General features: G+C 47.6%; 16 protein-coding genes and 1 pseudogene. 8 read left to right on the top strand and 9 right to left on the bottom strand.

The features are described 5' to 3' along the window. Window positions 1–94: 94 nt before the first annotated feature. Together HPY31_RS15510 and HPY31_RS15505 are read right to left on the bottom strand one after the other, a co-directional pair. Window positions 95–943: a family 1 encapsulin nanocompartment shell protein gene (locus HPY31_RS15510; protein ID WP_007721249.1), complete on the bottom strand. Its 849-nt coding sequence runs from the start codon at window positions 941–943 to the stop codon at window positions 95–97. 37 nt (window positions 944–980) lie between these two features. Further along, on the bottom strand, window positions 981–1580 hold the full coding sequence (locus tag HPY31_RS15505; RefSeq protein WP_016742089.1) for an IMEF encapsulin system ferritin-like cargo protein: 600 nt from the start codon (window positions 1578–1580) through the stop codon (window positions 981–983). Window positions 1581–1910: 330 nt separating this feature from the next. Here HPY31_RS15505 and HPY31_RS15500 point away from each other — a divergent pair, with 330 nt between their 5' ends. Continuing rightward, window positions 1911–2192 (top strand): DUF2325 domain-containing protein, encoded by a 282-nt coding sequence (locus HPY31_RS15500; RefSeq protein ID WP_015892425.1) that lies wholly within the window; start codon window positions 1911–1913, stop codon window positions 2190–2192. Between the two features lie 63 nt (window positions 2193–2255). Beyond that, window positions 2256–2402, top strand: a complete 147-nt coding sequence (locus tag HPY31_RS15495; protein ID WP_015892424.1) for a hypothetical protein — start codon at window positions 2256–2258, stop codon at window positions 2400–2402. Between the two features lie 31 nt (window positions 2403–2433). Here HPY31_RS15495 and HPY31_RS15490 read toward each other — a convergent pair whose 3' ends face one another. The 3 genes from HPY31_RS15490 to HPY31_RS15480 all read right to left on the bottom strand — a co-directional run bounded on the left by HPY31_RS15490 (window position 2434) and on the right by HPY31_RS15480 (window position 4615). After that, window positions 2434–2712 (bottom strand): S1C family serine protease, encoded by a 279-nt coding sequence (locus HPY31_RS15490; RefSeq protein ID WP_015892423.1) that lies wholly within the window; start codon window positions 2710–2712, stop codon window positions 2434–2436. A 22-nt stretch (window positions 2713–2734) separates the two neighbouring features. Then, window positions 2735–4183, bottom strand: a complete 1449-nt coding sequence (locus HPY31_RS15485) for a recombinase family protein (protein WP_172141442.1) — start codon at window positions 4181–4183, stop codon at window positions 2735–2737. Between the two features lie 111 nt (window positions 4184–4294). Next, window positions 4295–4615, bottom strand: coding sequence for a winged helix-turn-helix transcriptional regulator (locus tag HPY31_RS15480; RefSeq protein WP_172141441.1), 321 nt, complete (start codon window positions 4613–4615; stop codon window positions 4295–4297). 201 nt (window positions 4616–4816) lie between these two features. Between HPY31_RS15480 and HPY31_RS15475 the strand changes: the two genes are divergently transcribed. Continuing rightward, window positions 4817–5911, top strand: a complete 1095-nt coding sequence (locus HPY31_RS15475) for a YheC/YheD family endospore coat-associated protein (RefSeq protein ID WP_172141440.1) — start codon at window positions 4817–4819, stop codon at window positions 5909–5911. Window positions 5912–5927: 16 nt separating this feature from the next. On the opposite strand, the pseudogene HPY31_RS28845 reads toward HPY31_RS15475, so the two are convergent. Continuing rightward, window positions 5928–6179 (bottom strand): annotated as a pseudogene (locus HPY31_RS28845) (S1C family serine protease); the annotation flags it as partial. A gap of 450 nt (window positions 6180–6629) precedes the next feature. Here HPY31_RS28845 and HPY31_RS15465 point away from each other — a divergent pair. Further along, window positions 6630–7163, top strand: a complete 534-nt coding sequence (locus tag HPY31_RS15465; protein WP_047071910.1) for a PadR family transcriptional regulator — start codon at window positions 6630–6632, stop codon at window positions 7161–7163. Between the two features lie 54 nt (window positions 7164–7217). Here HPY31_RS15465 and HPY31_RS15460 read toward each other — a convergent pair whose 3' ends face one another. Next, window positions 7218–8330, bottom strand: coding sequence for an aminopeptidase (locus HPY31_RS15460; protein WP_172141439.1), 1113 nt, complete (start codon window positions 8328–8330; stop codon window positions 7218–7220). A 173-nt stretch (window positions 8331–8503) separates the two neighbouring features. Next, window positions 8504–8596, bottom strand: coding sequence for a YjcZ family sporulation protein (locus HPY31_RS15455; protein ID WP_017250455.1), 93 nt, complete (start codon window positions 8594–8596; stop codon window positions 8504–8506). 186 nt (window positions 8597–8782) lie between these two features. On the opposite strand from HPY31_RS15455, the gene HPY31_RS15450 reads away from it, so the two are divergent. The 3 genes from HPY31_RS15450 to ytxJ all read left to right on the top strand — a co-directional run bounded on the left by HPY31_RS15450 (window position 8783) and on the right by ytxJ (window position 10306). Further along, on the top strand, window positions 8783–9016 hold the full coding sequence (locus HPY31_RS15450) for a hypothetical protein (protein WP_015892416.1): 234 nt from the start codon (window positions 8783–8785) through the stop codon (window positions 9014–9016). 442 nt (window positions 9017–9458) lie between these two features. After that, on the top strand, window positions 9459–9857 hold the full coding sequence (locus HPY31_RS15445; protein WP_016742097.1) for a hypothetical protein: 399 nt from the start codon (window positions 9459–9461) through the stop codon (window positions 9855–9857). Between the two features lie 122 nt (window positions 9858–9979). Continuing rightward, on the top strand, window positions 9980–10306 hold the full coding sequence (gene ytxJ / locus HPY31_RS15440) for a bacillithiol system redox-active protein YtxJ (protein WP_172141438.1): 327 nt from the start codon (window positions 9980–9982) through the stop codon (window positions 10304–10306). A 72-nt stretch (window positions 10307–10378) separates the two neighbouring features. Here the strand turns inward: ytxJ and HPY31_RS15435 are convergent, their stop codons facing one another. After that, the gene (locus HPY31_RS15435) at window positions 10379–12535 is read right to left on the bottom strand and encodes a cell division protein FtsA (protein WP_172141437.1); all 2157 of its coding nucleotides are present in this window, start codon (window positions 12533–12535) and stop codon (window positions 10379–10381) included. Window positions 12536–12849: 314 nt separating this feature from the next. Here HPY31_RS15435 and HPY31_RS15430 point away from each other — a divergent pair, with 314 nt between their 5' ends. Continuing rightward, complete coding sequence (locus HPY31_RS15430) at window positions 12850–13947, top strand: bifunctional 3-deoxy-7-phosphoheptulonate synthase/chorismate mutase (RefSeq protein ID WP_172141436.1); 1098 nt, start codon at window positions 12850–12852, stop codon at window positions 13945–13947. Window positions 13948–13990: the final 43 nt, after the last annotated feature.

Here is a 13990-nt window from a genome sequence, read left to right as displayed (position 1 = left end):
CGTACGTTCTTATTATAAGTGATCTGTTACATATTTCAAGCATGAAAAAACACACCCACGACAAGAATCGTCACTGGGTGTGTCAAAGGGCTTTCTATTCTTCTGTTTCTTCCAAGGTGCAAATGGCGCTTGGGCGCTTGATGCGCAATACAACACACTCATAGACACGGAACAGGCTGTTCATTTGTTCGTCTCCGAGGAATGCGGAGTCGAAGTCTTCTGCAATCGCCAGGTCGAGATTGTGGCGGCCAGTTGCTACCAATACGCCGGAACGGCCTTTAATGGTAGGGGATTGGAAGACACCATCTGTAACGAGATTGCGAACGTGCTCGATCTCAAGCACGTTAGTGCCTTTGTGCACGCGATGCAAGAGAGAGTAGAGCTCAGGAGAAACAACCAGTGCATACGGACCGCTATGGCCCATTTTCAACAGCTTGTTGCGTGCTTCCACGATGTCGGCAAACGCATTGCCAGATTCCATCCAATCGCTCTTTAGATGAGTGAGGCGTCCTTTTACGTTCATCAGACCAGGAAGGTCGAATTCCGCAGCACCGTTGAAGATCAGATCGTCTTCCATCAGTGCACCACCAGCAGCTGCGTTGGCAGCCGCGCTCATGTCCAAAGGCATGCCCAGTGTGCGTGCTTGGGCAACGTCGCGCCAGTAGAGCATGAAATCCTTGTACAGGATCGGAATCGTCATGCTGACACGGCGGCTAGGCTGTGTCATTTCCAGTGATTCTCCGCGCAGGGAGAGACCACCAAAACGGGATTCCTCATATACATCGTTGGTAATGGTTTGGATACCTTCACCCAATGGTCCATAAATATCGATAAAACGACGTCCTACCAGCTGACGGCGAGCCATGTCAACGACAGTTGCGTCCAGTTGATTCCATTCTTCCGTCGTCAAGGGAGAGTCTGGGTATTTACGAAGCTTGTCCATAGTGTAACCTCCATGTCATTTCAGGATTTCCGATTCTTTACATTCCTTTCAAGCTGCCAACTGTCAGTCCTTTTTTACCGGAAACGGCAGGGGCGGAATGCTTGATCACGGAAGCAACACCGTGAGGAGCGGAAGCAGAGGCTTTCAAATGATCTACTTGGTGAATGTCGTGCCCCTCATCGTGATCAGTGAGATCAGGATGAGCCGCATCAGAGAATCGTTGGCTCATGTTCGCCATGATCTCTTTGACTGTCAAATAGTCTGTATGCGTCTTTTCACGCATGCCATCCAGGAGCTGACGTGTTTCGTCATCCTTGAATTCATACAAAGAGAGCTCCAGATGCTCGCGGAAATTGTGCAGTCCAAAACGTTCCAGATTCACATCGGACAGCATTTGCGAGAGGTCCCGATCACTTAGCTGATCCAGGCTTTTTCCTGCTGACAGCTTCTCCAGGTAGGGAACCAATTCCTGCAAGCGACCCATGCGCTGTTCTTCTTCTTCCAAAATGTGATGGTAATAAAGACGAGTGTGCTCGTCCGTTGCCGCATCGATAATCGGCTGGATAACGCCCATGAAGCTGTTGATGTAACCTCTGGTGCGATCAAAAATGGCGTGCAGCTGTGTAATTTCTTGCACCCTACGCCACCTCCTCATTCACAATCTATTTTTTCATTATACCGTTGGAAAAAACACCCGGGCAACACCTATGTACATTTTCTTATGACTGCGAAGGATATGATGCGGTGTAATTTGGAAAAGAGCGCGGGAACACTAGAGCGCCGTGGTTTTGCCTACAGGCTTAGTCTCTAGTTTTGTTTTTTGACAAAAAAGTTATCATGGAGAGTATTGTCAAAGACAAATGGGAATGATAATATTTATCAATAAGAGTGATATTCATTATCAATTAGTATTCAGAGAAGAAAACATAAATCTTACATTCACCTAAATTTAAGGAGGTAACAAGTTATGTCATCGATTTTAGTAATAGGCGGAGATCGCCTGGGTAATATTATCGAATTACTGCAAGGGCAAGGCTTCAAGGATATTCATCACGTAACTGGACGGAAAAGCTCGCAAACCGGGGTGAAAATTCCAGCTGGTATCCACATGATTTTGGTGTTGACTGATTTCGTCAATCACAACTTGGCCAAAACTGTGAAAAGCCAAGCCAAAGATCGCGAGCTGCCCATCGTTTTCTGCAAGCGTTCGTGTTCTGCGATTGCCAAAGCTTTTGACCTCACTGCGTAAATACATACCCTCCAGATCGGGCAGACTACGATCGTGAGTCTGACACCAACGGAGGAATGTCGCATGGAACAGAATCGTTTGGGTGAACTGCCTATCGCACAGCTTACGGCCGCTCAGCTGCAACAATTAAAACAGGCAGAAGAACAAATCAACACAGAAGGTCCAAATGTATATCTTATTGCATTAGAGAAGCATTCCCCGTCCTCCTAGACGGGGTTTTTTTGTTTGAAGCGTGTGCTTCTCACTTGAATACGTACTGCTCCAGTTGCATTTTGAGGGCGTCAATCCCGATAGCGAAGCCTAAGCATTGGCTGGATTGAATGATGAATGCATTGAGACCAACGACTTCCCCATTCAAATTAATGAGTGGACCTCCGCTATTTCCTGGGTTAATCGCAGCATCCGTCTGAAAAATTTCTTCGTACATTCGTTTCGCAACCTGTAATCGGCGGTTTTTAGCACTAATGATTCCCGCTGTCACAGAATTTTCCAAACCAAGTGGGGAACCACCTGTAAGCATACAAACAAAATCAGAGGAAGTTTTAGTGGAAAGACAACAGACGCAGGCACACCTCTCGATTTTTTTGACCAGAGGCAGCGTCTGTTGCTTCCACGTCAACACGTTGGATGAGCATGCACACGAGTAAGCGCCGTTCTTTTTCATTTGCATACGACCAAATAAGGTTCCAATTGGAAAGAGCATCTAGATCAAACCGCTCTACACTTGAAAAAACAGAGTAAGTGCGTTCTCGTTCTTTAGCAGCCCGCTCCAATGTATTGATTTTCTCTCGTAAGTCAGCTAACGAAAGGAACCCCTCTTCATAAGCTTGTTCCCAGCGTTGCCTCCGAATTTCCAGCTCTTGCCCGGTTTCTTTCGCGGAACAGGAATTCGTCTGAAACAAAGTCTGAACGACTTCCTGCAACGCAGCGATTGACTCTGGTGTATGCTGCATTAGCTCGTGCACAATGGCTTTTTCCAAGCGATCCTCACGTATGGCTGGAGCATCACACGTACCAGCCAGCTTGTTTTTACATAAGTAGTAGCGGTGCGTGTAGCGTTTTTCCCCTTTTCCTGTGATGGTGGTTGTTTTCCCGCGCATTGAGGAGCCGCAACGAGAGCAGTATAGCAATCCGGAAAAGAGGTAGCGAGAGCTGAGAACGCGGGGGTGGCTTGTTCCGCGAGCACTCATCCGCTCTTGCACTCGGGAGAAACAGGATTGATCGATGATGGCCGGGTGAGTTGCCTCTTCGATTATCCATTCCTCGGGGGCATTGCGTTGTTGATCGGCGTCGGTGTAATTCCAACGCAAGGCGCCATGATAGACTGGATTTTTTAACAGACGAAGCACGGCACTTGCACTCCAGGAAGCGCCATTTTTCCCGCGCAATCCGGAATGATTTGCCCATTCAGCGATTTGGCGCGGAGATTCGCCTCGATCATAGCGCTCGAACATGCTGCGTACGCCAGCTGCTTCCCTTTGATTCACGACCAGCGTTCCTTGCACCAGATTGTATCCAAATGGTGGAGGTCCTCCTGGTCGTTTTCGTTCTCTTGCCATTTGGCTCATCCCCAGCTTGACCCGCTCTGCTAAGTTTTCCCTTTCCCATTGGGCGAGGGCAGCCACTAAGGTTATAAATAGTCGCCCGATTGCCGTAGTCGTATCGTATACCTCGGTGCAGCTTTTAAAATGTACCGCATGTCGATCAAACTCCTGGAGGAGCTGATACAGATCAAGGACAGAGCGAGTAAGCCGATCGAGTCGATAGACGAGGACGACATCGATTTCACCCATTCGGATATCCTGCAGGAGCTGACCGAGTGCGGGGCGCTTCGTATCTTTGGCGCTGACGCCTTCATCTGCGTAGATTGCTTGGACTTCCCAGCCTTGGGAGTGAACATACGAGAGCAGCTTTTCCCTTTGAGCGGGGATCGAAAATCCTTCACGTGCCTGATCCTCTGTACTGACACGTATATAGACGGCCGTTCGCATTCCCCGTCCTCCCTTCACCTTGGGTTGCTAGAGTGTACAGCAAAAGGGAGGAGCTTATGCCTGACCACAATAAAAAACCCCGCTTATCCGTCTTGGACAAGTGGGGTTATGCTACATCCATTTTTGGCCCCATTCGTGAATGGAATCAATGACAGGACGCAGATCTTTTCCTTTATCGGTCAATTCGTATTCAATGCGAACTGGGATCTCTGGGTACACTTTGCGCTCCAAAATCTCGAACTCTTCCAGCTCCTTCAGTCTTTCCGAGAGCATTTTATCGCTCATATGAGGAACCATTTCCCGGATATCTTTGAATCGTACAGTCCCGCGTAGCAACACATGAATAATCAGGCCGGTCCAGCGTTTTCCAAGGACGTTCATTGCGCATTCATATTTTGGACACATGTGTTCGCCAGAAAAATCTTGACTCATATCGGCGTCACCTCTATCTAGCAGCATTATTGTTGCCCTTTATTCTAACAGATTAGCTTGAAAAAAGTAAGTAACGAAAAACTGGAATGACACTTTATCAATGCCTGAGTGGTCAAGCCCGTTTTCATGGACAAATGTTTCCCTATTAGGAGTCCACACATACACTAATCGCGAAAGAAAAGAAGCGAAGAGGGTGTTGCGATGCTTCCAAAACGGGTAATCGGTATTTTAACCTGGCGGGAGGGGTTACGCTTTGAGGAACCAGCCTATTTGCGAAAGCTGGTTCAAACAGGGCAAAAGCTGGGCGCAGAAATCTACCTGTTTTCGCATCAGGACGTCAATGTGTCCGCCAGAAAGATCAAAGGCTTCATCCCCAAACCGAACGGGGGCTGGATGAGTAAATCGTTTCCTTGGCCAGAAGTTGTCATTGATCGGTACCGACGCAGGGTAAAGGAGTATATCCGGCTGCGAAATAGCGATCTGTTTTTCTTTGCAAACAGTCCGTTCAGTAAAAAATGGAGAGTGACGAATCTGCTCGCTTCTGATGACCGCGTCAAACGCTGGATTCCGGAGACGCATGTTTACGAAAAAGGCAAGGTCCGAAACATGCTCGCACGCCATGGGCTCGTCTATGTCAAACCAGGCAATGGCACCGGAGGAAGAAGCATTCTCAGAGTGAAGAGCAGCGGCAAGGATTATAGCCTCTCTGGACGTGACAAAAAGCATAAGCATCATGTAGCTCGAATTGATACGGTGGAAGGTGTGGAAAAATGGGTCAAAACGTGGGTAGAGGAGCAGCGCATTCGTGATGGCAATTTCCTGGTGCAGCAAGGCTTGGACCTGGGACTGCTACGCAAGCATGTCGTCGATGTACGGTTATTGATCCAAAAGGACGAGCGTGGGGAGTGGACGGTGACAGGGTGTGCAATACGCATGGGGGAGAAGGGCAGTGCTACTTCCAATTTGCATGGAGGAGGCAAAGCGATTCCTTTTGAATGGTTAATGTCCAGGCGATTTGGCGAGGAGCGTGGAGAGCTGATCAAACAGGAATGTTATCAACTTGCTTTTGATGTAGCAAACACGCTAGAGGACTATTTCGGTCGTATGATGGAATTCGGGCTGGACATTGGGGTAGATGTGGACGGACGTGCGTGGTTAATCGAAGTGAACCCCAAGCCGGGGAGAGAGGTTTTTCGCCAAATGGGTGACATGGCCCTATACAAAAAGGCGATAGCCCGTCCTGTTCAATTTGCGCTGTATTTGGCCCGGAACCAGGCTCGTTTTTTGTCTCTTTGAATACAGATGGAGAACCGACGCTAATGACCCATTCTCCTACTTTTGTATGAGAGGAGTTGCCTAGTGGCAGCGGGTATAGCTTGCAGTCTGCATCAATTTTGATGACGGCGTAATCCCGGACTCGATCAGCTATAATGCGTTTGGCTTCAAACACTCTACCGTTATATAGCTTCACGAAAATGTTTTTGGATTTGCCGATGACATGCTCGCTCGTCAAGATATACCCTTTCGGATGAAAAAGAAATCCGGAGCCAAAGCTTCGTTCCATGGGTGGAGAATTATCTTCATGATCAATGAGGCTGCGAATTAACGAATCCACGTCTTTGGAATGGGGAGCATCCTCGGTTACGATGGAGACTACTCCCTCTTGAACTCGCTCGACAATGGGAACGAAGAAATTGAATGGGTGCAGACTGCTGCTGCTCACAGGGTACTTTACCCGCGTATATTGGGACCATTTTTTACTTTTCACCGATCTCTCCCCCTACAGCAGATAGGTATGTATCATCTTATGGGGAGGGGAGAGGGAAGGGACGCCCAATTTCTAGTCGAGTGTATGGTTATATCATTAATTTTGATTGATATGATAAAGAAATAGCATTGGTATAATTATTTAAATGCATTTATAATAACATGTAGTTAAAGAATATTTCGAACATAAAGGCTAAGTCCTAGCCGCTAGAGAGAGAAAAAGAACGGTAACGGAGGATGCGAAGAGATGGATGTTAAAACGATCATACTGGGTTTCTTGAGCTATGGGGAAATGAGTGGCTACGATATTAAGCAAGCGTTTACAAACAGTATTGGATTCTTTTATGACGCTAGCTTTGGTGCTATTTATCCAGCATTGCGCAAACTGGAGGAGGAAGGCTTCGTAACGAAGCAAGAAATCATTCAGTCTGGCAAGCCGAACAAGATTTTGTACCGAATCACAGAAGCTGGAAAACAATCGTTCCGTCAAGAAATCCAGACGCCTATCTTGCCGCCAGTCTTGCGTTCAGACATGCTGGTTAAGATTTTCTTCGGCAAGAGCCGCACGATCGACGAACAAAAGGATTTGCTAGAGGGCTGCTTAGATACGCAACGTCAATTGCTCCAACAAAGTAAGGCCTCTTATAAAAAGCTGGAAGTAAATTTTGACGAATATCAACGCTTTTGCTGGGAGTATACCATTCATCATCTGGAGTCAACGATTTCCTTTATGGAACAAAAAATGACTTCCTTGTTGAAACAACCAGCTTATTCCGTTTAGCAATAAAGCGAAGGGCTCATGTCTTGTGAACAATGAGCCCTTCGCTTATTTTATTTATTTCAGATTTTCTGGATTGAGGCATTCGAGCTCTGGTACAACAAAACGTCCGTCTTTGCGGATCAGGCGATCGTCAAACCAGATTTCTCCACCGCCCCAATCAGGACGTTGAATCATAACCAAGTCCCAGTGAATGGAGGATTTGTTTCCGTTAAATGCTTCATCATAGGCCTGTCCTGGCGTGAAGTGGAAGCTTCCGTCGATTTTTTCGTCGAAGAGGATGTCTTTCATCGGGTTTTGGATGTACGGATTCACACCAATCGCAAACTCCCCTACAAATCGGGCACCTTCATCCGTATCAAAGATTTCATTGATCTTCTCTGTATCGTTAGCAGTTGCTTCGACGATTTTGCCATCCTTGAAGGTCAGCTTGATATTGTCGTATGTAAAGCCTTGGTAAGGAGATGGCGTGTTGTACGCGATCGTACCGTTGACGGAATCGCGGACAGGGGCAGTGAATACTTCCCCGTCAGGGATGTTAGCTTCACCAGCACATTTGATTGCTGGAATATCTTTGATGGAGAAGGTCAGATCTGTGCCTGGCCCTACGATACGTACCTTGTCGGTTTTCTCCATCAGCTCGACCAAGCTGTCCATGGCTTTATCCATTTTGCCGTAATCAAGCGTGCACACTTTGAAATAGAAATCTTCGAAAGCAGCAGTGCTCATATTAGCCAACTGAGCCATGGATGCATTTGGATAGCGAAGCACGACCCATTTGGTATGCGGTACGCGAATGTCCAGTACAGGACGCGCTAACAGCTTGGAATGCAGCTGCATTTTGTCTCCAGGTACATCAGAGAGCTCACTAATGTTGTCGCCGCCGCGGATGCCAATGTAGCAATCCATTTGTTTCATGAAAGCCACATCTGCTTCACGCATGATACCCAATTGTGTTTCGTTGGCACCCATCAAGAGCTCACGCTGAACGGATTGGTCGATCAATTGGACAAACGGATTTCCTCCAGCTTCGTATACCTTGGCAATAACGGCTTTTGTCAGATCGGTAACGTTGCCAATAGAGTAAATTAAAACGTTTTCACCAGGCTTGACAGTCACTGAGTAATTGACGAGGACGTCAGCTAGTTTTTCAATTCGTGGATCTTTCATAGGAAGGGGATCCCTCACTTTCCATATCATTCTTGTCCATTGTACACAACTCAAACAGAAAAAAGCTACCCACTGTCGAGGGTAGCTTGCGGAGGAAACGCACTTGAAGGATTCGGTACTTCATGTATATGCAACGGCCTGCTGAATATGGCTATATCTTCGGGGAAGAAAGATTAGTCGCAGCTGCACCCGATAATAACCAGCAGGATGAAAAGAATCAAAACCAGAGTGAAGCCGTCGAATTCTCCATTAAAGATGCCGCTCATCGAATAAACATCCTCCTCATATGTGTGTTAAGCCTCTTGTGCTTACATCTACAACATATGGGTGATCGCATAGGACCGAACCGGGCATCCGCCCATTTTTGAGAAATTCGATGTTTATTATTCTGAAAAGCAGGAAAAGCTAGAGGATACCAAAAGACTTTGCAAGTATGAAAGGATGTTTATGTGATGCAAAGATCATTATCGAGCCTACAGCATGATCTGGTCCAAATTACGATTAATGTTGGAGAAGACTTTAAATCCATTGTGTGGAAAGCGCAGTACGATATGGACTTCAATACAGAATGTCTCTTCTGTTTCTCCGAGCAAATTACTGGCTACCGTGTAGAAGATGAAGACGGAAAAGCGGGGAAAGTCGCTGTTTGTCCGCATTGTGAAAAAGTAAACGCGATCTACGCATAAGATTGAAGGTTGATCGTTAAAAGAAAGACGATGCTGCTTGCTGGCATTGTCTTTTTTCTTTCAAGTTTTCGTAAGCTACCGATATGCCAACAAAGCTGGTGAGAAGAAAAAGCACAGGGCTCGTAGACCTCGACAACGCCTACCCAGTCGGAACTTCAAAAAGGGGACCCGGTTGTCGAACACTTCTTCCCTGAGAAACATCCGCCCGTAAGGTGGTTTTGGATCGACGGTCCCCTTTTTGAAGTGGAGACGGACAGTCAATCCTCCTTGCGGGCGTGTCAGAGTCGAAGAGAACTGTGCTTTTTCTTCTCCTCCACTATGTTGATTCTAGTTTATATCTGGCTCTATATCCACCAAGTACCACCTGCTCTCTAGCAGGATTGAAAGGAGGACCCTCGAATAGTATGAGAGACATACATATAGATAGGTAGGGGTGAACACCGTGCAAAAGAGATGTACCCGCTGTGGGAACGAAATGGAGATCGAGCTGCGCAACGTCGTGTACCGGAAACGAGTTAAAATCATGAATGTACCTGTACAAGTCTGCGTAGACGAAGACTGTGACCATTCCCAAGTGGTAGATGTGATTAAGGATGATTTGAAGTCACTCATGGAGGAACTGGGCCAACATCCGCAGCGTCAGGCAATCGAATTCGAAGAAGTGTCAGAGTTATCCAACTTATTGGTATTGATTGCTAATGAGAAGGTGAATTCGACCGTAAGAGAACTACTTGGTGAAAAAGTCAACGAGCTATTGGATCTGTTTTTGTTGGCGCAGTCCCTTGGCGATGAAAAATGGATGCTGGAGCTACGCGAACGTCTAACGAAAATCATGGTGTGAGGAAAAAGAGATGCCTAGAAGATAGGTATCTCTTTTTTCATTTCTCTACGGCACCGCAAATGTAGACTTTGCTGCTTGGACTTATGTATACTGGTAGGCACATAAGATAAGGAGAGATGAACATGTCACAGAAACAGCTTCACTCCATAGAAGAACTGGATGAGTTCGTAGCGAAAAATGGGAAAAAGCTTTTGTTTAAGCATAGCACGATCTGCCCGATCAGTACGTCTGCCTATGAAGAGTTTCAAGCGTATTTGCAGGACAATCAAGTGGAATCTGCAGTCATTCTGGTACGGGAGGATCGCCCTGTCTCCAACGCCGTTGCGGATCGTTTTTCCATCAAGCACGAATCTCCGCAAATCTTTTTGCTGGAAGACGGAGAAGTAAAGTGGCACACGTCTCACTGGAAAATTACAAAGGACGCGATTGGCCAGGCGCTCAACGTGTAATCAAAAAGCCGGGACACCCGACAAGCGAGGTGAAACCGGCTTTTTGCATGGAAAAAAAGAGCAATGGAGAAACTATTCCCAGAATAGCTCCAGCTTGTCTCCACTTTTCAATTCTGTCTGGAAGTTGGCTTGTTCGCCGTTGACGAGCATCACAAATCCAGAGATACTCTCACGGTCGGGCTTTTCCAAGGAAACATCGACGAAACGGAAGACGTCGCTAAATACAGGTGTTGACGCTGGTGAGGACTTTACTGTGATGTCGGCACCTTCGCTCACAGGATCAGAGGCATTCGCCGCTTTTCCGTCTACCGTAATCGTGACCTGTGCGACAGGCAATACGACCCGTTCACCATTGAAGTGGACAATCATTGTCTCCTGTACCCATTCTTCCAAGGGGATGACATCTTGTATAGAAGGGGCGGGGATTTCATCCAGTCGATAGACGAGGACATCACCTTGCCGGACGATATCTGTCAAGGCTACTGGTCTTCCGTTCAGCTCGATCACCTCGACACGGGACGGAATCGAATAATCTTGTCCGTTCACAGAAAAGCGCAAGCCTGATTCCGCTGACGTTTTCAGTTCGGCGAGCTCCAGTACTTCATAGACAGTGCGTGGGAGGCGGATGTCCACCTCGGCACGATCTGTGATCAACGTATCGAGAGTAGCAGTCGCTCCATTAACATGTACGACTGGACCGAGCGAGTAGGGACGATCATTGCAGATCACTTCAAGCGTGTCCAGCTCATCGAATAAATCTTTGGCAAACACGCGTGCATCCTCGCCATTTGTACCAGCGACTACGGTGATTTGGTCCCCGTCATTGATTGGCGCGTCGAGACTGACGCCCTCCCCGTTGCGCTGAATCACCGGCGCTGTACCATGACCACCTGGAATCATTTTCATCCGTCCGTTTACGGTGACGGTCATCGCCAATCCGGGGCGACCATACAGACGGCGGATATCCAGTCCGGATGCAATGAGCGCATCACCCAACGTCATTTTTCGCAAGTCGAATATGCGCACAGGCGTGTCATTGACTGTAACCGTTACATAGCGCAATGGATGACGTCGAGCAGCAACAGCAATGCCGACTGGCGTTACAAACTCAGGTCCACTGAGCGCAGGATTGTCTCCGACGTATTGTTTAATCGCATCGCCGCCTCTAACGGCAACACGGGCGGCAGGAATATTCAAGACCTGAGCGACTTTTCCAGTAAGCCCAGGGGTGAGGCTGCCTCCGCCGATCAGCATGACCGCTTGCGGAGCTTTTCCGTTGAGTTCCAATATTTTGAAGGCAATTTTATCAGCGAGTTGTTGAATATCTGTTTCAATCGCACTGGTTACCTCGGCAGCGCTCATCGTATGCTCCATTCCGAGAATGTCGGTGAAGGTGACGGACTCCTCAGTGGATAAGAGACGCTTTACTTCTTCTGCCATCGGAAAATCCATGAGAAAGGCGTTCATGAGCGCATCCGTGATTTCATCGCCTGCAATAGGAACCATGCCGTAAGCGGTAATGGCCCCTTCCTCAGTAAGCGCTACGTCAGAAGTACCTGCTCCAATGTCCACCAAAGCAATATTCAGTCGGCGCATCGTCACAGGAATCAGGACATTAATGGCCGCAATTGGCTCAAGCGTCAATGCCTGCATTTCCAGATCGCATCGTTTCAGAGCAGCGATCAGCGAGTCGACAACCACGCGTGGAAGGAAAGTGGCGATCACATCTGCGCTTGCTACGTCACCCCGCTGATCAATCAGGCTCCCGATCAACTCTCCATCCAGATGGTAATGAACGACGCTGTAACCCACGCAATAGTAGCGGGTGACGTCTTGGTCCTTTAGCTCCTGGGCTAATGCGGCTTGGGCCTCCTGTACAGCGGAAAACTCCAAAGCGACAACATCTTCACGCGAGATGAAGGCATGTCTGGCTAAGGGCATATCCACACGCACGCGGCGGGTTCGCAATGACCGACCGGCAGCAGCGACGGCTACCTGATGCAGCTTGCCGTATTTCCCCTCCAGCTCTTCTTTTATTTGTTGAATCACCTTAGCTACGGCGACAATATCGTGAATTTGCCCATCGAGCATGGAGCGTTCATCGTGCTCTCGAATAGCGCAGTCCAATACGCGGTATTGCTCGCCGGTCGTTTCCACGATCAGGCCGACGACGCTGCGCGTTCCTATATCTAATGAAAAAATAAGCTCAGGGGCTGTGATGTCAGACAAAAGTAGGTCACTCCTTGTAAGAGGTTGTTCATGAAGTCTTTACAATACTTATCGGTAATTTTGGACTGTATCGGAAAGGAACAATCGCATTTAGCTAGAACATATATCCAAAACTATTCGATTTGAAAGGGAAAGAATCCTGTCGAATCAAGGAATCTTCTTCGTTTTGACGAATAATTGGAAAAGATAAAAAAACAGAAAAAATTTACTTTCGCGCTTTTTGGCGCTAAACTGCTGACAAGGGTCTTTGAATCGATTATAATTACCCTAATTTATCGATAAATCCCCATATAAAAAGAGGAGAGTGGAGAGAGATGGCACACGATCAAATCGAAACCATGCGCAAGCAGATAGACGAGATCAACCTGCAAATTCTTGAATTGATCAACAAACGAGCTACCTTGGTTCAAGAGCTCGGCAAAGAAAAAGAAAAACAGGGCAGCAACCGTTTTGACCCAGAACGTGAGCGCCAAATGCTCAATCTGCTCGTGGAAAACAATAAAGGTCCTTTCAATGACAATGCTATTCGTCATTTGTTCAAACAAATATTCCAAGTTTCCTTAGATCTGCAAGACGACGATAAGAAAAAAGTACTCCTCGTTAGCCGTAAGAAAAAGGCAGAGGATACAGTTATCACGGTAAAAGGCGTAGAGTTCGGAGGAAAAAATCCGATTCTGATCGCAGGTCCTTGCTCCGTGGAAAGCTACGAGCAAGTAAGAGCCGTAGCAGAAAACCACGTAAAACGCGGACTGCGCACATTGCGCGGCGGTGCGTACAAGCCTCGTACCTCGCCATACGACTTCCAAGGTCTGGGTGAAGAAGGCTTGCAAATTCTCAAACGCATCGGGGATGAATTCAACCTCGTAACGATCAGTGAAATCGTGACGCCAGCAGATCTAGAGATGGCGACAAAATACATCGATGTTATCCAAATCGGTGCTCGCAATATGCAAAACTTCGAGCTGCTGAAGGCGGCAGGTCGTGTGAACAAGCCGATCCTCTTGAAGCGTGGCCTCTCTGCTACGATTGAAGAGTTCATCTACGCGGCAGAGTACATCCTGTCCGAGGGGAACTCACAAGTCATGCTGTGCGAGCGTGGAATTCGCACGTATGAAAAAGCGACACGCAATACGCTCGATATTTCTGCTGTACCACTCCTCAAGCAAGAGACGCACTTGCCAGTGTTTGTAGACGTGACGCACTCTACAGGTCGTCGTGATCTGCTCTTGCCTTGCGCGAAAGCAGGTTTCGCAGTCGGTTCTGACGGAATCATGGTAGAGGTTCACCCAGATCCAGATGTGGCACTGTCTGATGCGAAGCAACAGTTGAACATTCCACAGTTCAACGAGTTCGTTGATGAACTGCTTGCTTCTGGCCTGTACAAAGACGAGAATGTGGCAACGAGAGTATAAGAATACCTTTCGGGTATGTTTTGAGGGTCCTTCCTGCGCGCGG

The organism is Brevibacillus sp. HB1.3 (genome assembly GCF_013186635.1).
Classification (GTDB): Bacteria; Bacillota; Bacilli; order Brevibacillales; family Brevibacillaceae; genus Brevibacillus; species Brevibacillus brevis_D.
Note: the sequence above shows the minus strand (reverse complement) of the source record. Positions and strands in the feature narration are given on the sequence as shown.

Excerpts from the sequence above, each read along its gene's own strand:
- HPY31_RS15475 (WP_172141440.1), top strand. The coding sequence starts at position 4,817 with ATGCTTCCAAAACGGGTAATCGGTATTTTAACCTGGCGGGAGGGGTTA.
- HPY31_RS15455 (WP_017250455.1), bottom strand. The coding sequence starts at position 8,596 with ATGAGCGGCATCTTTAATGGAGAATTCGACGGCTTCACTCTGGTTTTG.
- HPY31_RS15480 (WP_172141441.1), bottom strand. The coding sequence starts at position 4,615 with ATGAGTCAAGATTTTTCTGGCGAACACATGTGTCCAAAATATGAATGC.
- HPY31_RS15460 (WP_172141439.1), bottom strand. The coding sequence starts at position 8,330 with ATGAAAGATCCACGAATTGAAAAACTAGCTGACGTCCTCGTCAATTAC.
- HPY31_RS15500 (WP_015892425.1), top strand. The coding sequence starts at position 1,911 with ATGTCATCGATTTTAGTAATAGGCGGAGATCGCCTGGGTAATATTATC.
- HPY31_RS15495 (WP_015892424.1), top strand. The coding sequence starts at position 2,256 with ATGGAACAGAATCGTTTGGGTGAACTGCCTATCGCACAGCTTACGGCC.
- HPY31_RS15490 (WP_015892423.1), bottom strand. The coding sequence starts at position 2,712 with ATGCTTACAGGTGGTTCCCCACTTGGTTTGGAAAATTCTGTGACAGCG.
- HPY31_RS15450 (WP_015892416.1), top strand. The coding sequence starts at position 8,783 with ATGCAAAGATCATTATCGAGCCTACAGCATGATCTGGTCCAAATTACG.
- HPY31_RS15485 (WP_172141442.1), bottom strand. The coding sequence starts at position 4,183 with ATGCGAACGGCCGTCTATATACGTGTCAGTACAGAGGATCAGGCACGT.
- HPY31_RS15430 (WP_172141436.1), top strand. The coding sequence starts at position 12,850 with ATGGCACACGATCAAATCGAAACCATGCGCAAGCAGATAGACGAGATC.
- HPY31_RS15465 (WP_047071910.1), top strand. The coding sequence starts at position 6,630 with ATGGATGTTAAAACGATCATACTGGGTTTCTTGAGCTATGGGGAAATG.
- HPY31_RS15510 (WP_007721249.1), bottom strand. The coding sequence starts at position 943 with ATGGACAAGCTTCGTAAATACCCAGACTCTCCCTTGACGACGGAAGAA.
- ytxJ (WP_172141438.1), top strand. The coding sequence starts at position 9,980 with ATGTCACAGAAACAGCTTCACTCCATAGAAGAACTGGATGAGTTCGTA.